This is a genomic window from Vibrio sp. YQ_11 (assembly GCF_043103065.1).
In the GTDB taxonomy this organism is placed as follows: domain Bacteria; phylum Pseudomonadota; class Gammaproteobacteria; order Enterobacterales; family Vibrionaceae; genus Vibrio; species Vibrio parahaemolyticus.
In genome coordinates this window covers 181139-201016 of record NZ_JBICJM010000009.1, presented here as the reverse complement: position 1 = coordinate 201016, position 19878 = coordinate 181139, and the positions used below count along the sequence as shown (strand labels likewise).

The following is a 19878-nucleotide window of genomic DNA, read 5'->3' as shown; positions in this document are numbered from 1 at the left end:
CCCTTGAGAGTAGGGGTAAAGGTTTGATTTGACGAAGTAGGGGGATCAGTTTTTGTGGCGGCGGTTTTGCACAAACAACTCTTCGATTTCATGTTTTGGCTGAGGTCGGTAGAAATGAAAACCTTGAATCGAGTTACATTGAAGGTTGGAAAGCAAAGTAGCTTGCTGATGCGTTTCTACGCCTTCTGCAACGACCGTTAGTTCCAAAGATTTGCCCAAGTTGATGATGTTCTCGATGACGGTCACCTGTTTTGGCAGGGCGTCAATGTCATTAATGAATGCTCGGTCGATTTTTAGTTCATCAATCGGGAAACGAGCTAAATACGACAGTGACGAATACCCAGTGCCAAAGTCGTCGATCGACAAAGCAAAGCCAAGCTTTTTAATCGCATTCAGCATTTGCAGCGTATGTTCGCTGTCACTCATCACCGCGCTTTCAGTTAGCTCAAACGTGATGCAACTTGGATCAAGTTCGGTTGTGCGCAGCAGCTTCTCCATAAAGTCGATCAACTGAGGGTTGCCAAACTGTTCTGGAGACAGGTTGATCGCGACGCGACCCGGCAAAATGCCTTGTTGTTTCCAGCGTTTTACGGTGTTGAATACATCACGCATCACCACGCGGCCCAGATGCTCAATCAAACCTGCTCGTTCCGCCACAGGAATAAATGATCCTGGGCTAATGTAGCCCTCAACCGGATGTTTCCAACGTACTAAAGCCTCTGCGCCATTGATACTGAAATCACGGGCGTTCACTTTGGGTTGATACCAAACTTCAAGACCATTTTGCTGCAGGGCTTTTTGCAGTTCGATTTCGAGCCACAAACGCATACGCGCTTCTTTGTTCATTTGGTCATTGAATTTGATCAGACGGTTTCGTCCGCGATCTTTGGCTTCGTACATCGCGGTATCGGCGTTTTGTAGCAAGATACGAGCATCCTGCCCATCTTCCGGATAGCGGACGCTACCAATTGAGCAGGCAAGACGTTTACTGAAATGGTGCAGATCAAAAGGTTGGTTTATCAAAGAAATAATGCGATCTGATAACACTTCTGCCATGCGCGAGTTTTCTGGCTCAGGAAGGATGATGCCGAACTCATCACCGCCAAGATGGCCGATGATCGCTTGGTTTGGCAGCAGTCGTTTTAAACGCGCAGAAACTTCTTGGATGACTTTGTCACCGATGTGATGACCCAGCGAGTCATTAATGTTCTTAAAGTTATCGATATCGAGGTAAAACACCAATAGCGGTGTTTGGCTTTTGATCAGTTGTTCTAGGCGCTTGGTGAAACCAAATCGGTTATACAGTTTGGTTAAAGAGTCGATATGAGAATCTTCACTGGAGGCTGACGACAAGTGTTTTGGTGTGTCATCCGCATCTTGGATAAGAATAATTTGAGATTCACTGCCTAGAATTGCCGTCGAGTCCGCATGCAATTGGACTTTGCGCTCAAATCCGCAACGCGCGCTAGTCAGGCAAACAAACGGTTTGTCCGAAATAAGCGTGCTGAGTCGGTGACTGAAAACTTTTTTGGTGTTTTCGTCGATGAACAGACGAGAGAGCTCTTCACCGAGCAGCTCGTGAGGGGAGTTAAGCCCAAGCAAACGAGCCGAGGCAGGGTTTGCTGAGATGATGGTGTCATCTTCAATCAGCAGCAGGCCATCGGGCAATAGTTGGGTCAGCTTGGCAAATTTGTTTTCGGCTTCTTCCAGAGAGCGGACAAGTATTTGCTTTTCGGAGGTGTCGACGGCGTGAAACACCACGAAACGTACCTCGTTACCTTCATACACTGGTGACAAACTAAAGTGAAGGCTGGTCTCTAAATCGGTTTCATCTAAGGTAATTTCAGCTTCGACATGCACGCCTTTGAATGCGCGTTGGTAGTAAGGTGCCAGCTTCTTATAAAACTGCTCACCTAGCACCTGGCAATCGTTTAACCCGATGATTTCTTCATGATTTAAGCCGGCAATATCACAATAGCGGTCACTCACCATTCGATAATTGTGTTTTTTGTCAAGAATGGCAAAAAAGAAAGGGCTATTTGAGGTTAGCGTGGCAAACCAATGTTGTAATTGCTGGGAAGGCATTAGGGTATTACCGATCTCCAATGAGCCAGATTAATTCGTCCGTGTAATCAAAAGCGCTACCCTGGCGAATATGCCGCCGTGCTTCTCAAGCCTGCATAGTGAGTCATTTTTAAGTGGTTGACTCGGCTTTATTCTGTGACTTGATATCACGAGGATACGCTCGGATAACTATAACTTTGAAAATACGGTTATTAAAGCGTTTATCAAGCTGTTCGCATCAATAATACACGTAAGGTCAAAAAACGACACGTTAGTGGACAATAAACCACCAACTGAAAACAAACAGTTTATTGATACATAACAGGTATCGCGGTGGTGCGATTGCGTAATATGAGCGACCTAATGACAAAGTAACGGATAATGAACGTGTTAAACAAGATTCGCAGTCAACTAGTAAAGAACGCAGCCAACATTTTGCGTTCTCCAGTCCAGTTATTACCACAAACAGTTCAACAAAAAGCCTTGCTTGAAGGGCTGAAAATGGTATTCAAAGAAGCGTTAGAAGATGGCGACTTTGAATTCCTTGAAGACAAGTGGTTAAAAGTTGCGATTAAAGACTTGAACTTAGCATGGTACATCAGCTATCAAGGTGAAAAATTAGTCGTCGCTGAAAAACCAGTTCAGGAAGATGTGAGTTTTAGTGGTAATCTAAACGACCTAGTACTGATTGCTGGTCGTAAAGAAGACCCTGATACGCTGTTCTTCCAACGTCGCCTTTCAATTGAAGGTGACACTGAGCTTGGCTTAGAAGTGAAAAACTTGATGGACAGTGTCGACTTAGAGCAGTTACCAAAAGCAATGCAAGTAGCGCTGAACCAACTGGCTGACTTTGTCCAAAAAGGGGTTCAAGAGCCTGCACAACAACCCGGAGTAGCGAATGCTTATTCGAACTGAAGCCCCTGCGGACATTCTGACCATTGACCGTCTATTGAAACATGCGTTTCCAACCGATGCAGAAGCCAACTTGGTGATGCGTTTACGTGAAAACGGCAAGCTGACCTTGTCGCTGGTGGCGTGTACGGATGAAGGTGAGGTAATTGGCCATGCTTTATTTAGCCCAGTTACATTAAATGGTGAAGATTTGTCGTGGCAAGGGCTTGCACCATTGGCTGTTCATGAGGACTATCGCCGTCAAGGCATTGGTGCTGAACTCATTAAAGAAGGTTTCGAATCTCTGCGTGATTTCGGTTATCCAGTCTGTGTCGTGTTGGGTGAACCTAACTACTATGCACGACAAGGTTTCAATGCTGGTGAAGAGATGGGCTTTGAATGCGCTTGGGAAGTGCCTGAAGGTGCGTTTCGAGTAGCTGAACTCGTCGAGGGCCAATGTGCAGGACGTTCTGGACGCATTGATTACGCGCCTGAGTTCTCAGAGCTTTAAATACTGAAACAGCCCGCTGAAATAGCGGGCTGTTTGCTTTTCATCAGTCAATCGACAAGCATGACGTTTATTGAGCGTTTTTGGTTCTCTTTTTGCCCCAGATTTCGACTTTTGCTTTTTTGCTGACACCCAACACGTCGAGCTTCATGTTTCCCCAACTGCTGTATTTCATTTCAAGGTGCTTAAGTTTCGCGTCCTCCGCTCCTGGTAGTGTCCAAGCTCGCGTTGACATTCCGTTGGTGAGCGTGCCCATTGAAGTGAGTTTTTTCTCGCTGCCGTCGGTCATGGTGACTTTGATGTCTTTTAAATCGACAGTGCCTTGAATGCACTTTATTTTGATTTTACTGAAGTTACGGTTTTTGAGCAGACTATTTGGCGTAACGGTGTCTGTCTCCGTTTGGAAGTTGACGGTCTTGGTTGCGATCAGCTCCCAGTCATCATTATTGCTGCTCGCAAATGTGGAAAAACTGATGGTCGCTACCATCATCACAGTAAAGAGTGATTGGAAAAGCTTCATAACACCTCTGACTTTTTGATAGGATTGCCTCGTTCAAACAGGTGACGAAAAATGTCAATTAACGAGAAACAGTATTTATACGAAATGGGAATCACCTCGTGGGAGTTGATTCATCCAGAAAGGTTGGCAGGCTATCAAACGCCAACTATAGATTTGCCAAGTTCTTGCAAACTTCTGCTTATCTCACCCATCTGTCCTACGAATGAGACAGCGATACTGTTCGAGAAGATACTTAAAAGTATGAAGTTAACGCTTGAACAAGCCATGCATATCGAGCCTGAGCGCCTTGCAATGCTTGGTGAACATCATTTGGAGTGGGTATGGTTTGCAGGCTGTGAAAGTAACAGCATGGAAAATGCTAAGCAGCTAACCTCGCCGTTATTGCAAGACATTGATGGCAACAATGAACAAAAACGCGTACTTTGGCAGCAAATTTGTTCTTACTCGTAACGTTTGTAAAAGATCGAATACCAAGCTCTATTGTGGCGCGGTATTTCGACCTAATAGGTTAAATCATGACGATTGAAATTCTCCCAATGTGCAGTGAGCATGTGGAGCAAGTTTGGCAAATTGAACAGCAAGCGCATTCTCACCCATGGGCAGAGTCGTTAGTGCGCGATTTGTCGAGTCGCGGTGCGTGCCATCACGTGATGGTCGAAGACGGCTCGGTAGTTGGCTACTTTTATGCACAAAATATTGTGGGTGAAGTGACGTTACTCAATATTGCGGTTGCCCCTGCTCTACAAGGAAAAGGCTACGGTCAAAAGTTATTGGATGCCTTTCTGAATCACTGTGAGCAAGCCAAAGCAGACAGCGCGTGGCTAGAAGTAAGAGAAAGTAACCATCCTGCGATTCATATTTATGAGCAGGCTGGTTTTAACGAAGTGGATCGTCGTTATGATTATTATCCAGCCAAAACAGGCAATGGAAAAGAAGACGCGATCATCATGAGTTATCTCTTCTTTAACTAGACGCACTACTCGGGAAGTTGCCCCTAAAGCAATAATAGGCGAGAATACCGCGCAAAATTGAATCTACAAAAAGCGTGTTTGCTTTTCAGCAGGCATTCAGACATCAAAGAAGACCAGTTTCATGTCAAATACACCTTTTCTAAGCGAAGTTTCTAAACGTAGAACGTTCGCTATTATTTCTCACCCGGATGCGGGTAAAACAACCATTACCGAAAAAGTCCTTTTATTCGGAAACGCGATCCAAAAAGCAGGTACTGTAAAAGGTCGTGGTAATGCACAGCACGCAAAATCTGACTGGATGGAAATGGAAAAGGAACGTGGTATCTCGGTAACCACTTCTGTGATGCAGTTCCCGTACAACGATTGCCTAGTAAACCTGCTTGATACTCCAGGACACGAAGACTTCTCAGAAGATACTTACCGTACTCTAACGGCAGTTGACTCGTGTTTGATGGTTATCGATGCGGCGAAAGGTGTCGAGGATCGTACTCGTAAGCTAATGGAAGTAACACGTCTGCGTGATACGCCAATCGTAACTTTCATGAACAAACTTGACCGTGACGTTCGTGATCCAATGGAAGTATTGGACGAAGTAGAAAACGAATTGGGTATGATGTGTGCACCGATCACTTGGCCGATCGGCTGTGGTAAAGAATTTAAAGGTGTTTACCACATTCACCGTGACGAAACGATCCTTTATGAATCTGGCCACGGTCATGAAATTCAAGAAGTTCGCATCATCAAAGGTTTGGATAACCCAGAACTTGATGAAAAAGTTGGTGAAAGCCTAGCGGCAAGCGTTCGTGAAGAGCTTGAGCTTGTAATGGGTGCATGTCCTGAGTTTGATAAAGAACTGTTCCTAACGGGTGAATTGACACCAGTTTATTTCGGTACCGCACTGGGTAACTTTGGTGTAGACCATATGCTAGACGGTCTGACTGAATGGGCGCCAGCGCCGAAAACGCGTCAAGCGGTTGAGCGTGATGTTGAAGCGACAGAAGACAAGTTCTCTGGCTTCGTATTCAAGATCCAAGCAAACATGGACCCTAAACACCGTGACCGTATCGCATTCATGCGTATCGTATCGGGTACTTACACTCAAGGTATGAAGATGAACCACGTTCGTCTAGGCAAACAAGTAAGTATCTCTGATGCGGTAACCTTCATGGCTGGTGACCGTTCACGAGCAGAACACGCTTACGCGGGTGACATCATTGGTCTGCATAACCACGGCACTATTCAAATTGGTGATACTTTCACGCAAGGCGAGTCACTGAAGTTCTCTGGTATTCCAAACTTTGCGCCTGAATTGTTCCGTCGTATTCGTTTGAAAGATCCATTGAAGCAGAAGCAGCTACTAAAAGGCTTGGTTCAGCTTTCTGAAGAAGGTGCGGTACAGGTATTCCGTCCACTGCAAAACAACGATCTGATCGTTGGTGCGGTAGGTGTGCTTCAGTTTGACGTGGTTGTGGCTCGCTTGAAGTCAGAATACAACGTTGAAGCAATCTACGAAGGCGTTAACGTAGCGACTGCTCGTTGGGTTGAGTGTGGCGATGCGAAGAAACTGGATGAGTTCCAGCGTAAAAACCAAGCGAACTTAGCATTGGATGGTGGTGACAACCTAACGTACATTGCCCCAACTATGGTTAACTTGAACCTTGCAAAAGAACGCTTCCCAGACGTTGAATTCCGTGCGACTCGCGAGCACTAATCAACCGCCGCGTTAAAGCAACTAGATTTTAAATCGCCCTTGGCTATAGACTTAGTCAAGGGCGTTTTTATATAAGGAAGAAAAATGAACTGGTTCAAACGTGGGTTAAAGCGTTACGACGATTGGTGTAAACAAATGGGATTAACGCCCGATCAAAAACGCAGCTGCGTCCCATATCGAAAAGATCCTGCCCATCAAAACGAAGAGAAGGGCGAAGCTCTGTCTTTTTCTGACTCTCCGTCTGCTGGCGTCGATAAAAAGTCTCAAGATGAAGTTCTTTGATACGCACTGCCACTTTGATTTTGATGTGTTTCAAGATGACTTTGCGCATCAACTTGAGCTTGCTCAAACGCAAGGCGTCGCAAGAATTCTGATTCCTTCCGTCGGCCCGCAAAATTGGGTTCGTATTCAAACGTTGGCAGAGCAACACGCCAATTTGTATTACGCGCTCGGTTTTCATCCGTATTTTCTAGAAGATAACGTTGAGCAGCACCTTGCAGAGCTAGAACGTTATCTCAACCAAAAGTCGCCACAGTGTGTGGCAATCGGAGAGTGCGGACTAGACTTTGCAGTTAACGTAGATCCTGAGCTACAAGAAAGGGCGCTTGAAATTCAATTTGAGCTGGCAAGGCGTTTCAATCTTCCTGTCATTTTGCACAGCCGGAAAGCACACAATCGACTCATTCAAATGGTCAAAGCGGCGAAGTTACCTCGTGGTGGCGTTTTGCACGCGTTTGCTGGTAGTTATCAGCAGGGGATGGAGTGGGTCAGATTAGGTTTTTTCATCGGTGCTGGTGGAACCATTACCTATCCGAGAGCCCATAAAACTCGCGACGCGATTCAAAGATTACCACTCGAAAATCTAGTTATAGAAACAGATGCTCCAGATATGCCTATACTTGGTTATCAAGGGGAGCCGAATCACCCTGCCAAACTCATTCATGTATTCAATGAGCTCGCAGAGTTGCATAGTGTGCGAAAGCAATCGATTGCCACTCAGCTGTGGGAAAATAGCAATTTTGCTTTCTCTATCTGTGAATAAAATCTAAAGATGTAGTCTGAAATAGAAAACGTTTCCCTGCTTATTGTGAGATAACTCACAAAGGTGGGTGAATCAATGATGAATCTTATAAGAAAGTGTGAGGGTGGCATTACTTTAATTGATTCTGCGTGAGTATAATTGCCCCCGCTTTATAGCTCCATTTTGTAACACGCCAATAAATAACTTATAAGGAAGTCATAAACTATGAGCCTGTTTATGAGCCTAGTCGGTATGGTAGTGCTTCTTGCTATTGCATTTGCATTTTCTAATAACCGTAAAGCTATCAATCTAAGAACTGTGGGTGGCGCATTCGCTATCCAATTCGCATTAGGTGCATTCGTACTTTATGTACCTTGGGGCCGTGATCTACTGAACGGTTTCTCTACTGGTGTTTCTAACGTTATCAACTACGGTAACAATGGTTCATCGTTCCTATTCGGTGGTCTTGTTTCTGACAAGATGTTCGAAGTATTCGGCGGCGGCGGTTTCATCTTCGCTTTCCGTGTTCTTCCTACACTGATCTTCTTCTCAGCACTGATTTCAGTTCTTTACTACGTTGGTGTAATGCAGTGGGTTATCAAGATTCTTGGTGGTGCACTTCAAAAAGCGCTTGGTACTTCTCGTGCGGAATCAATGTCAGCAGCAGCTAACATCTTCGTAGGTCAAACTGAAGCACCTCTAGTAGTTCGTCCATTCGTTCCAAAAATGACTCAATCTGAGCTATTCGCGGTAATGTGTGGTGGTCTAGCTTCTGTAGCTGGTGGTGTACTAGCAGGTTACGCATCTATGGGTGTTCCTCTAGAGTACCTAGTAGCAGCATCATTCATGGCGGCACCAGGTGGTCTACTGTTCGCTAAGATTCTTCACCCAGAGACTGATCAGCCTCACGAAGATATCGAAGAAGCAATGGACGGTGGCGACGACAAACCAGCTAACGTAATCGACGCAGCAGCGGGCGGTGCGGCTTCTGGTCTACAACTTGCGCTAAACGTAGGTGCAATGCTAATCGCATTCGTTGGTCTGATTGCTCTAGTTAACGGTATGCTAGGTGGCATCGGTGGTTGGTTCGGTATGCCTGAGCTAACTCTAGAACTAATCCTAGGTTACGCATTCTCTCCACTAGCATTCCTAATCGGTGTTCCATGGAACGAAGCAGTTGTTGCTGGTTCATTCATCGGTCAGAAACTAGTTATCAACGAATTCGTTGCTTACTTGAACTTCACACCTTACCTAGGTGACAGCGCTCAAGTAGTAGCAGCAACTGGTGAAGTAATGTCTGAGAAGACAACAGCTATCATCTCATTCGCACTATGTGGCTTCGCGAACCTTTCTTCTATCGCGATCCTACTTGGTGGTCTAGGTAGCCTTGCACCAAACCGTCGTTCAGATATCGCTCGCATGGGTATCAAAGCAGTTCTTGCAGGTACGTTGTCTAACCTTATGGCAGCGACAATTGCAGGTTTCTGCCTAAGCCTTGCAGCATTTTAATTAGAATCGGTTCTTAATATATAGACGCCGTTTTAAACCATGCCCTGTAGCAAGAGATTGCTGCGGGGCATTTTTCGTTTTTCAGGACCAAAATTTTTACGCTGAGTAAACCCAAGACATTGGTTTACGCAGCCAATGGAATAGCGGCTTGGAAATTTTGAGATACAAACCGTTTGCGCTCTATTTGGTGCTACAGTTTTGCGGTGAATATCTATAATGTAGTAATCACGAGATCATGGTTACGATAACCACTTAATCATAGAGTGAATATTACATACTCGATGGGCAAATGAATTGCCCTGCAATATCAGATCTAATAGGCGTTTCGTTGTGTGATGTGATATTAAAGACACCGCAATCATAGATTGTTGTGCCATAGGCCAAACTGGTACTGTGCGGTGACAAGGATAGCAATTGGTATATGAATTTTTCGCTGTATATGCCGAGTCTTCAGGGAACCAAGTCCGTTCATAAATAGACTGTTTAGCCAATTTCTCACACTATCTCGACTTGTTGATTATAGTTAGAGAAGTGATTTGAGGCTGAGTAGTGAATTTTTTGAATATTGATCGGAGATAGAAATGAGCGATTTAAAAGCAGCAGCGCTACGTGCACTAAAACTTATGGACCTAACTACGCTGAATGATGATGACACTGATGCAAAAGTGATCTCACTATGTCATGACGCGAAAACAGCAGTAGGCAACACAGCTGCAATCTGTATTTACCCTCGCTTTATTCCTATTGCTAAGAAGACACTTCGTGAGCAAGGTACGCCAGAAGTTCGCATTGCAACAGTAACGAACTTCCCACACGGTAACGACGATATCGACATCGCTGTTGCTGAAACAAAAGCGGCTGTTGCTTACGGTGCAGACGAAGTTGACGTAGTTTTCCCATACCGCGCGCTAATGGCGGGTGATGAGAAAGTAGGCTTCGAACTAGTTAAGCAATGTAAAGAAGCTTGTGGTGACATTCTTCTTAAAGTGATCATCGAAACTGGTGAACTAAAAGAAGAAGCACTAATCAAGAAAGCATCTCAAATCTGTATTGAAGCAGGTGCTGACTTCATTAAAACTTCAACTGGTAAAGTGCCAGTAAACGCAACACCAGAATACGCTCGCATGATGCTTGAAGTTATTCGCGACATGGGTGTTGCAGAAACTGTTGGTTTCAAACCAGCAGGTGGTGTGCGCACTGCTGAAGACGCAGCGGCATACCTAGCAATGGCTGACGAAATCCTAGGTGACAACTGGGTTGATGCTCGTCACTACCGTTTTGGTGCGTCTAGCCTGCTAACCAACCTACTAAATACATTAGAAGTGTCGGACGACGTCGCTGATCCAACAGCGTACTAATTCCAATAATACGTCTGAACGGTAGCACCTAAACGGGTGCTACCAAACCTCTTCTATCCTACTACAACCATGGCTCAAAAGAGCTTGGGAGGCACTAATGTATTTACCACAAGAAATCATTCGTAAAAAACGTGACGGCGAAGTCCTAACAGCCGACGAAATCAACTTCTTTATTCAAGGCGTAGCGAACAACACGGTATCTGAAGGTCAGATTGCGGCGTTTGCTATGACGATTTTCTTTAATGAAATGACCATGGATGAGCGCATCGCCCTAACGTGTGCAATGCGTGACTCAGGCATGGTTATCGACTGGAGCCACATGAACTTCGGTGGTCCAATTGTCGACAAACATTCAACTGGTGGTGTGGGTGACGTAACGTCTCTGATGCTTGGCCCTATGGTGGCAGCATGTGGCGGTTTTGTACCTATGATCTCTGGTCGTGGCCTTGGCCACACAGGCGGCACGCTAGATAAACTTGAAGCGATTCCTGGCTACAACATCACTCCAACGAACGAAGTTTTTGGTCAAGTAACCAAAGATGCGGGTGTAGCGATCATCGGCCAAACAGGCGATCTTGCTCCGGCAGATAAGCGTGTGTACGCGACTCGTGATATCACGGCTACCGTAGACAACATCTCACTGATCACGGCATCGATCCTGTCTAAGAAATTGGCAGCGGGTCTGGAATCTCTAGTGATGGATGTAAAAGTTGGTTCTGGCGCATTCATGCCAACTTACGAAGCGTCTGAAGAGCTAGCAAAATCTATTGTTGCAGTAGCAAATGGTGCAGGCACGAAGACAACGGCAATCCTTACGGACATGAACCAAGTACTGGCTTCTTCTGCTGGTAACGCGGTGGAAGTTCGTGAAGCGGTTCGTTTCCTAACAGGTGAATACCGCAACCCGCGTTTACTTGAAGTGACGATGGCATCATGTGCTGAAATGCTCGTGCTTGGCAAACTGGCTGAGAACACAGACGACGCACGCGCGAAACTGATGGAAGTGCTAGACAACGGTAAAGCAGCAGCTTGCTTTGGCAAAATGGTTGCGGGTCTTGGCGGTCCAGCTGACTTCGTAGAAAACTACGACAACTACCTAGAAAAAGCAGAAATCATCAAGCCAGTTTATGCGACAGAAACAGGTATTGTCTCTGCAATGGACACGCGTGCTATCGGCATGGCTGTGGTTTCTATGGGTGGCGGTCGCCGTGTTGCAACTGATGAAATCGACTACGCGGTAGGTTTTGATAACTTCATCCGATTGGGTGAAGTCGCTGATAGCGATAAACCTCTAGCAGTTATCCACGCTCGCAGTGAAGAGCAGTGGGAAGAAGCGGCAAAAGCACTACGCAGTGCAATCAAAGTGGGTGGTGAATACACGCCAACTCCAGAGGTTTACCGTCAAATTCGTGCAGAAGACATCTAAAAGATTAAGTAATTACATAAGGCCTACTCAACCATAATAATTCGCCGAGTGGGCCTAAGGAAAGAGCAATGAAAAGAGCATTTATTTTAGTACTAGACTCATTCGGTATCGGTGCAACTGCTGATGCAAAAGAATTTGGTGATGTAGGTTCAGACACTCTAGGTCATATCGCTGACCAGTGTGAAAAAGGCTTAGCAGATAACGATAAACGTCAAGGCGCACTTCGCCTTCCAAACCTATCTAAACTTGGTTTGGCTATGGCACACAAAGAATCAACAGGTCGCTTTGCTCCTGGCCTAGACGCTGATGCAGAAATCATCGGTGCTTACGGCCACGCTGCTGAGCTTTCTTCTGGTAAAGACACTCCGTCTGGTCACTGGGAAATTGCTGGCGTACCAGTTCTGTTTGACTGGGGCTACTTCACAGATAAAGCAAACAGCTTCCCTAAAGAGCTGACTGACCGCATTCTTGAGCGTGCAGGTCTAGATGGCTTCCTAGGTAACTGCCACGCATCTGGTACTCAAGTTCTTGATGACCTTGGTGAAGAACACATGAAGACTGGCCAGCCAATCTTCTACACCTCTGCGGACTCTGTATTCCAAATCGCATGTCACGAAGAGACATTCGGTCTAGATCGTCTATTGGAGCTTTGCCAAATTGCTCGTGAAGAACTAGAAGATTACAACATCGGCCGTGTAATCGCGCGTCCATTCATCGGTCCTGGTAAAGGTCAATTTGAGCGTACGGGTAACCGTCGTGACCTATCTGTAGAGCCACCATCAGCAACGGTTCTACAAAAGTTAGTCGAAGAGAAACAAGGCAATGTGGTTTCTATCGGTAAGATTGCAGACATCTACGCAAACTGCGGTATCACCAAGAAAGTGAAAGCGACAGGTATTCCTGCATTGTTCGAAGCAACGCTAGAGCAAATCAAAGAAGCGGGTGATAACACCATCGTATTCACTAACTTTGTTGATTTCGACTCCGCTTACGGCCACCGCCGTGATGTAGCGGGTTACGCTGCGGCGCTTGAGTACTTTGATGGTCGCATCAACGAAGTGCTCGAACTGATGGGTGAAGATGACGTGCTAATCCTAACGGCTGACCACGGTTGTGACCCAACATGGCCAGGTACTGACCATACTCGTGAGCACATTCCAGTATTGGTTTACGGTCAAAAAGTGCCAGCTGGCTCTCTTGGCCGCCGCGAAACGTTCGCAGATATCGGCCAAACATTGGCGAGCTACTTCGGTACTTCTCCAATGGATTACGGTAAGAATTTCCTATAATTAGGATATTAAAAACTAGGAGCTGAATGCTCCTAGTTTTATGTTTGCAGTATGCAAGTACTGCTTGTCGGAAATGAGAATACTCTGGCTTACATCGCCTTAAGCGCGGAGCGCTAGAGAAAGGTTAAGGAAAAGAAAAATGGCAACTCCACATATCAATGCTGAAATGGGTGCATTCGCAGACGTAGTACTGATGCCAGGTGACCCGCTACGTGCAAAATACATCGCAGAAACCTTCCTTGAAGATGTTGTTCAAGTGTGTGATGTGCGCAATATGTTCGGTTACACAGGCACTTACAAAGGCCGTAAAATCTCTGTGATGGGCCACGGTATGGGTATCCCATCATGTTCGATTTACGCGACTGAGCTAATCAAAGACTTCGGTGTGAAGAAAATCATCCGTGTCGGTAGCTGTGGTGCGGTGAATGAAGACATTAAAGTACGTGATGTTGTGATCGGCATGGGCGCGTGTACGGATTCAAAAGTAAACCGCATTCGTTTTAAAGGCCATGACTTTGCGGCTATCGCAGACTACAAAATGGTTCGTGCAGCAGAAGATGCAGCAAAAGCACGTGGTATTGATGTGAAAGTCGGCAACCTATTTTCAGCGGAGCTTTTCTATACGCCAGATCCAGAAATGTTCGACGTAATGGACAAATACGGTATTGTTGGTGTTGAAATGGAAGCGGCGGGTATTTACGGCGTAGCAGCAGAATACGGCGCAAAAGCTCTGACAATCTGTACGGTTTCTGACCATATCAAAACAGGCGAGCAAACCACATCAGACGAGCGTCAAACAACATTTAACGACATGATGCTAATCGCGTTAGATTCAGTATTGCTAGGCGACGCAGAATAAGCGACAAAGATTCGTCTTCGCTTTCAAGAACTAAAAAACAGCCCGCTCAAAGCGGGCTGTTTTTTATTTGAAGTTGGCTGTTGGAATTACTTGGTCAGCAGCAAGTTTTCGGCTTTTTTACGGCGGATCGGCTGTCTACGTAAAATCATAATAAACAACATGCCACACACAAAACTCATCAAGACCATCATGTACATGTAACGATCACTCTTACGATAATGGTGATCAGAAATCGCCGTCACTCGGCCTGTCTCAAACGTCACACGTACAAAACCAATCACAGCACCATCAGCTAGGACTGGCTCGACCAATTGCTGGCGACCAATAGATGCGGTGGCTAGTGGGGTATCTAATCCTAGGACCTCACGGACAGACAGCGCCTCGTCACTCGATGCTAATCGTACACCTTGTGAGTCATAAATCGTGGCATCAAATACCAAACGGTCTTGCGCGAGCTGGTTGGTCAGCTTAAGCAATCGCTCTTGGTCTTTGGTTAATATCATTTCGCTGGCAGACAAAGATGCCTGCGAGATCAAAACCTTGGTGAGTGTTTCAAGCTGCTGCGCTTGAATCTTCTCGTTGCCCTTACTGATCACAACACTGTTTTTGATGGTGATGAATAACATCACGCACAGTAGGATTAGTGCCAGAATTCGCAGGGCATTCCTTACTGAGAACAAGGATTCACTCATGCTCTTTACTCATCCATTTAAAACAAAACAAAGACTTGCCTTTTTAGTTTGTTGAGGTAACGTTTTAGCAAAGTCATAAGGGATTATATACATGGACGCGTCAAAAAGCTTGCCTATCAGAAAACATACGACACTTTTAAACCGACTGCCCGAAACTCGATTTGCTACCCAGTTAGATAAAGCGAAAGCGAATTGGATCGTTTTTGCTGAATATCTTTCCCCTCGCCATTTTGAAGATATCGACTTCTTCACTGGTTTCTATAACCCGGTGTTAGAAACATGGAAAGTCGGTCAGTATGAAGTAGCATTGATGGCGGGCGAATTAACATCTCAACACGAAACCATCTTAAAAAGCCTCAACATTGATTATGCTTCTCTGAATGAAGTGCCGGATCTCTCTGCGCCTGGCTTAGTGGTGTTCGATATGGATTCCACAGCGATTCAAATTGAATGTATTGATGAAATTGCCAAACTGGCTGGAGTAGGGGAAGAAGTCGCCGAAGTGACTGAACGTGCGATGCAAGGTGAGTTGGACTTTGAACAAAGCTTGCGTCAACGGGTTGGTAAACTAAAAGGCGCAGATGAAGCGATTTTAGAGCAAGTGCGTTCTGAGCTTCCATTCATGCCAGACTTTGAAGCGTTGATTGCGACCTTTAAAGCGCTCGGTTGGAAAACCGCCATTGCATCTGGTGGGTTCACTTATTTCTCTGATTACATCAAAGAGAAAGTCGGTCTAGACTTTGCTCGTTCAAATCAGCTTGAGATCATTGACGGAAAGTTAACAGGGCAAGTGATTGGTGACGTGGTATCTGCGCAAACCAAGTCCGATATTTTGGTTGAACTGGCGGATGAATACGAAATTGAACAGCATAATACCGTTGCCGTTGGTGATGGTGCTAACGACTTAGTGATGATGTCCGCCGCAGGCCTTGGTATTGCCTACCACGCGAAACCTAAAGTAGAGGCACAAGCACAAACCTCGGTGCGTTTTGCTGGGTTAGGTGGGGTACTCTGTATTTTGTCTGGCGCGCTCGTGAAGCAGCAAAAAATCAGTTGGAAAGCGAAGCCTTAATAGAATCAGAAAGAAAAACACCGCCTATCTTGGCGGTGTTTTTTATTCCGTTAGTTCAAGTCGCACGACGACTTCTTCGGTTATGTCTTCAAACTCGCTGTAGCCAACCAAAGCCGTCAGCTCCTTTTCTAGTTTACTGGCTTGATGAACGCCAAACTGAGTAAGGTCACTCAAGTCCTGTCGTAGCAGCGACGTCATAGGATCAAAAATGGGTGCGGTGGACATTCGAAATACATAGAAATCGCCCATCATGCGCGCTTTTTTGATGAACTGAATTCGCTCTTTCACGCTATTAAATTCTTGGTGCAGCTTGGATTCGATAGCAGTGATCTTATTGCCGATTTTCGCTGCACTAATGTAGATGTCTTGGTGTCTTGCTTGTGCTCCGTCGACACGCTTAATTGGTTCAGCAATCAGCGTGCTAGAGCGGCCTTTAAAAATTGGCTCTAAAGAGAACTTTTGGTCGTGACCCAAGCGTGCAAACAACTCAATGTGTTTTGGCAACGGCAGGTTCACCCCAACCACCGGAGTTTTTAGTGCCGACGCTGTACTTTTGCTGATAAAGATAGGTGTGCTTAACGTCCTTGATAGCAAAACGCTGTGCAGTCTTTCCAGTAATGCGTTGCTTGGTAACATCTCTTTTTGTGGGATCAGCTTATCTTGGTTGTGTTCAATGATGCTGTTGAAGAAAGCGATCACACGGATCGTTTTGCTGTTTTCATCAATAACCAATTGTACGCTGCAACCGTCAGGGCTGACTCGAATAACGCGATATGGAACGGCCATGAGAGGCAGCTTTTTATCGTAAAGTTGTAACTCACGAAAGTTAACTTGCACTTCTTGTCCCGAGCGTAACATCGTTGGCTCATCTAAACGAATCCCCAAGCCTCGCTTAGAAATATCAACGGTTGAACCTGCTGCTTTTAACTCACCCGAACTGAGTTCAAGCGGCGTTTTGAATCGATAGCGTGGTTCTTTACGGCGCGATTGAGCATCGAAATAGATACCTTTAGGGTTGCCAGTGATTTTTCGAGGATGACGAAAGGCATTTAACGTGTTGGCTGGCAAACGCGGCTTTTCTGTTAATAGGTAATCTTGCCCCGACTTTTCGTCAGCGATTTCTTGCAAAATTCCGATATGAGTCAGTGACTGAGAGGTTTCGGCTAACTCTGGAGAGAATAGTGCGAGATCTTCTTTCTCTTGCTCAGATAACTCAAAAATAGAAATTCGAAACGCACGCCAACTTTCTCGCTTTGCCCCTAAATGCCAAAACAGCTGGCGTTGTTCGCGAGTCGCTTCGGGTCTAAGCATCGAGTAGAAGTACGTTTTGTTTTCATGTTCATGAGTAAACGAGTACAAAACGTTACTGGTGCCTTTCACGCCTTGTTTGATCAAAGAAGCGACGCGTTGCTCGTTAAACAAGGAGCCAAAGACTTGTTGATTTCTCTCATCGTGCCAGTACTGCCACAACTTTTGGTTGTTTGGTGTCAGCATCGCTAGCTTGAGTTCGTTACCATCAAAAAACAGTGGTAAGTTGCTCGTGTGTTTGAGTGCAATGTGCTCATAACCGCGTGTGCGTGCACGAATGATTTTATCTTGGTTGTCATGACGTGCGCGTTTGGCGGCACTGTTTAATGCTTCGTCGATGACGCGCGCAACGACATTGGTTTCCGTTAGACGAATGGTTCGTAGATAGCGCACTGCATCATTTTCATAGCAATCGTCTACGGCCAATACTCGATACGACAGTGGCTTTTCGATGCCCGCGACTTGCGACTTGCCTGCAAACTCGGTAAACGAAACTTGAATGATTTCACCAAGGTTGTATTTAAATGCGCTCGGGACTTTAAATTTTGCCCCAGAGCTCGACAAATCGATGCTTAATCCATGAAGGATTTGCCCTTTGGCGCGGCGAATTTCTACCTGCGACTGAACCTTCAAGCGCTTTTCTTGGCGTTTTAAGTCGTAACCGAGGTGAACCGGTTCTGCGAGAAAGGCGCTTTTAGGATCGGTTAATGAATGAGACTTTTCCTGCGTGGCGAGCTTGCTCATCACACGAAAGTTATTGCGCGTGTTGACCAATGCTTCCCACATGCCTTCGGTGTAGGTGCCAAACTTTTTAATATTCTTGTGATAAGCATTAAAAGCGACATCGTCCAACCAATGCGAAATGCCATCTAAAACATATTCACGACATTCGCCTTTGACGCGACCACGTAAATCAATGCTCTTCTTACATGGTGCCATAAGACGGTTCAGTTCCATCTTCACTAAGATTTTGGCCGACGGCGGCTCTTCCTCGGTCAATTGACCAAGGACAAAATCAAAGTCTTCAGAACCATAAACGGGAATGAGTCTTTCAGCGAGCGAGAGAATTTCAGATTGCTGCATTATTTCTGTTAGAGTATGTCGTTACTTTAATTTGTATCGACTAAGTAAAGTAAAACTTAAGTATATCAATAGTTCATTTCAGATTAGATCTGACTTGGCTGTGCTTGGTCACATTTGTAGAAAAAATCGAGGCATCATGGCGAAAGCAAAACGAGCGTATGTTTGTAATGATTGTGGCGCGGATTTTCCACGTTGGCAGGGACAATGTAATGCGTGTGGTGCATGGAATACGATCACAGAGGTGCGCATTGCTGCTTCGCCAACCGTTGCTCGCAATGAACGCTTAAGCGGTTATGCTGGTTCGGCGACAGAATCGAAAGTCCAAACCTTATCTGAAATCGATCTGCAAGAAGTGCCGCGATTCACTAGTGGTTTTAAAGAGCTCGATCGTGTGCTTGGTGGTGGTGTCGTACCTGGTGCGGCGATTCTGATAGGTGGTAACCCTGGAGCGGGTAAGTCGACGTTGCTTCTTCAAACTATGTGTACGTTATCAGGGCTGATGCCGACACTTTACGTTACGGGTGAGGAATCGCTTCAACAGGTTGCGATGCGCGCGTCTCGTCTTGGTCTGCCAAAAGAGCACCTGAAGATGCTATCAGAAACCAACGTCGATAAAATTTGCCAAATTGCAGAGAAAGAGCAGCCCAGAATTATGGTGATTGACTCGATTCAGGTTATGCACGTTTCTGATGTTCAATCGTCACCGGGCAGTGTTGCTCAGGTGCGAGAATCTGCGACGGCACTGACGCGATACGCAAAACAGAACAATGTTGCGGTATTTATTGTTGGTCACGTAACGAAAGATGGTACTCTTGCCGGCCCTAAAGTCCTTGAGCACATTATTGACTGTTCTGTCTTGCTTGATGGCGGAACAGATAGTCGTTTCCGTACACTGCGCAGCCACAAAAACCGTTTTGGTGCGGTAAATGAATTAGGCGTGTTTGCGATGACGGGGCAGGGACTGAAAGAAGTAAGTAACCCATCGGCGATTTTCCTTTCTCGTGGCGAAGAAGAGACGTCAGGATCTTCGGTCATGGTTGTGTGGGAAGGTACACGTCCTCTATTAGTAGAGATTCAAGCGCTGGTGGACTACTCGCAATTGGCAAACCCTCGTCGCGTAGCGGTTGGTTTGGAGCAGAATCGTCTCTCCTTATTATTAGCCGTACTGCATAAGCACGGTGGTCTGCAAATGGCCGATCAAGACGTGTTTGTGAATGTGGTCGGCGGCGTTAAGGTAACAGAAACCAGTGCGGATCTTGCTTTAGTGATGGCGTTACTATCAAGCTTTCGCGATCGTCCGTTGCCAAAAGATGTGGTGGTATTTGGCGAAGTTGGTTTGGCTGGCGAGATTCGCCCGGTACCGAGTGGCCAAGAGCGTTTGAACGAGGCATTTAAGCACGGCTTCAAAAAGGCAATTGTCCCGGCTGCTAATATGCCAAAAGGTGGCATTCCGGGGATGCAAATCCACGGCGTTAAGAAGTTGTCAGAGGCTATTGAGGTTTTTGACGAGCTGTAATGCTGAAAAAGAATGGTATTTGTGGGCTCACAAACTGTTCATTCCGTCCTGAATATAGAACGAATAAAGTACATAAATCG

Annotated in this window: 18 protein-coding genes; 14 read left to right on the top strand and 4 right to left on the bottom strand. The window is 45.8% G+C overall.

Annotated features, from left to right (window positions below; genetic code table 11):
• Positions 1 to 45: 45 nt before the first annotated feature.
• Positions 46 to 2085: a bifunctional diguanylate cyclase/phosphodiesterase gene (locus tag ACF8EG_RS06695; RefSeq protein WP_005456059.1), complete on the bottom strand. Its 2040-nt coding sequence runs from the start codon at positions 2083 to 2085 to the stop codon at positions 46 to 48.
• 366 nt (positions 2086 to 2451) lie between these two features.
• Here ACF8EG_RS06695 and ACF8EG_RS06690 point away from each other — a divergent pair, with 366 nt between their 5' ends.
• Positions 2452 to 2979 (top strand): SCP2 domain-containing protein, encoded by a 528-nt coding sequence (locus tag ACF8EG_RS06690; protein WP_025631465.1) that lies wholly within the window; start codon positions 2452 to 2454, stop codon positions 2977 to 2979.
• Entirely contained in the window at positions 2963 to 3466 is a 504-nt protein-coding gene (locus tag ACF8EG_RS06685; protein ID WP_017447717.1) for a GNAT family N-acetyltransferase, read from the top strand. The genes ACF8EG_RS06690 and ACF8EG_RS06685 overlap by 17 nt, the downstream gene beginning before the upstream one ends.
• Before the next feature lie 67 nt (positions 3467 to 3533).
• On the opposite strand, the gene ACF8EG_RS06680 is transcribed toward ACF8EG_RS06685, so the two are convergent.
• Positions 3534 to 3983 (bottom strand): hypothetical protein, encoded by a 450-nt coding sequence (locus ACF8EG_RS06680; protein ID WP_005456073.1) that lies wholly within the window; start codon positions 3981 to 3983, stop codon positions 3534 to 3536.
• A 51-nt stretch (positions 3984 to 4034) separates the two neighbouring features.
• On the opposite strand from ACF8EG_RS06680, the gene ACF8EG_RS06675 reads away from it, so the two are divergent.
• The 10 genes from ACF8EG_RS06675 (at position 4035) to deoD (ending at position 14127) form a co-directional block, all read left to right on the top strand.
• Entirely contained in the window at positions 4035 to 4433 is a 399-nt protein-coding gene (locus ACF8EG_RS06675; RefSeq protein WP_045626651.1) for a DNA polymerase III subunit psi, read from the top strand.
• 65 nt (positions 4434 to 4498) lie between these two features.
• The gene (gene rimI / locus ACF8EG_RS06670) at positions 4499 to 4954 is read left to right on the top strand and encodes a ribosomal protein S18-alanine N-acetyltransferase (protein WP_005494078.1); all 456 of its coding nucleotides are present in this window, start codon (positions 4499 to 4501) and stop codon (positions 4952 to 4954) included.
• Positions 4955 to 5075: 121 nt separating this feature from the next.
• On the top strand, positions 5076 to 6665 hold the full coding sequence (gene prfC / locus ACF8EG_RS06665) for a peptide chain release factor 3 (protein WP_005456063.1): 1590 nt from the start codon (positions 5076 to 5078) through the stop codon (positions 6663 to 6665).
• 84 nt (positions 6666 to 6749) lie between these two features.
• Positions 6750 to 6947 carry a DUF5363 family protein gene (locus tag ACF8EG_RS06660; RefSeq protein WP_005456108.1) on the top strand — a complete coding sequence of 66 codons (198 nt, stop codon included), beginning with the start codon at positions 6750 to 6752 and terminating at the stop codon, positions 6945 to 6947.
• Positions 6934 to 7707 (top strand): TatD family hydrolase, encoded by a 774-nt coding sequence (locus ACF8EG_RS06655; protein WP_069507390.1) that lies wholly within the window; start codon positions 6934 to 6936, stop codon positions 7705 to 7707. Before ACF8EG_RS06660 ends, ACF8EG_RS06655 begins: the two co-directional genes overlap by 14 nt.
• 204 nt (positions 7708 to 7911) lie before the next feature.
• Entirely contained in the window at positions 7912 to 9195 is a 1284-nt protein-coding gene (locus ACF8EG_RS06650) for a NupC/NupG family nucleoside CNT transporter (protein WP_005456066.1), read from the top strand.
• Positions 9196 to 9776: 581 nt separating this feature from the next.
• Positions 9777 to 10553: a deoxyribose-phosphate aldolase gene (gene deoC, locus ACF8EG_RS06645; protein ID WP_005456105.1), complete on the top strand. Its 777-nt coding sequence runs from the start codon at positions 9777 to 9779 to the stop codon at positions 10551 to 10553.
• Between the two features lie 97 nt (positions 10554 to 10650).
• Entirely contained in the window at positions 10651 to 11979 is a 1329-nt protein-coding gene (gene deoA, locus ACF8EG_RS06640; protein WP_005494080.1) for a thymidine phosphorylase, read from the top strand.
• A gap of 68 nt (positions 11980 to 12047) precedes the next feature.
• The gene (locus ACF8EG_RS06635) at positions 12048 to 13268 is read left to right on the top strand and encodes a phosphopentomutase (protein WP_005456086.1); all 1221 of its coding nucleotides are present in this window, start codon (positions 12048 to 12050) and stop codon (positions 13266 to 13268) included.
• Positions 13269 to 13407: 139 nt separating this feature from the next.
• Positions 13408 to 14127: a purine-nucleoside phosphorylase gene (deoD, locus tag ACF8EG_RS06630; RefSeq protein WP_005456104.1), complete on the top strand. Its 720-nt coding sequence runs from the start codon at positions 13408 to 13410 to the stop codon at positions 14125 to 14127.
• Positions 14128 to 14213: 86 nt separating this feature from the next.
• On the opposite strand, the gene ACF8EG_RS06625 is transcribed toward deoD, so the two are convergent.
• A complete protein-coding gene (locus tag ACF8EG_RS06625) occupies positions 14214 to 14819 on the bottom strand; it encodes a YtjB family periplasmic protein (RefSeq protein WP_005481596.1) in 606 nt (201 codons plus the stop codon).
• A gap of 91 nt (positions 14820 to 14910) precedes the next feature.
• Between ACF8EG_RS06625 and serB the strand changes: the two genes are divergently transcribed.
• Complete coding sequence (gene serB, locus ACF8EG_RS06620) at positions 14911 to 15891, top strand: phosphoserine phosphatase (RefSeq protein ID WP_020841223.1); 981 nt, start codon at positions 14911 to 14913, stop codon at positions 15889 to 15891.
• A 42-nt stretch (positions 15892 to 15933) separates the two neighbouring features.
• On the opposite strand, the gene ACF8EG_RS06615 is transcribed toward serB, so the two are convergent.
• On the bottom strand, positions 15934 to 18282 hold the full coding sequence (locus tag ACF8EG_RS06615) for a PilZ domain-containing protein (protein ID WP_069507389.1): 2349 nt from the start codon (positions 18280 to 18282) through the stop codon (positions 15934 to 15936).
• A gap of 136 nt (positions 18283 to 18418) precedes the next feature.
• Between ACF8EG_RS06615 and radA the strand changes: the two genes are divergently transcribed.
• On the top strand, positions 18419 to 19798 hold the full coding sequence (gene radA, locus ACF8EG_RS06610) for a DNA repair protein RadA (RefSeq protein ID WP_141180368.1): 1380 nt from the start codon (positions 18419 to 18421) through the stop codon (positions 19796 to 19798).
• Positions 19799 to 19878: the final 80 nt, after the last annotated feature.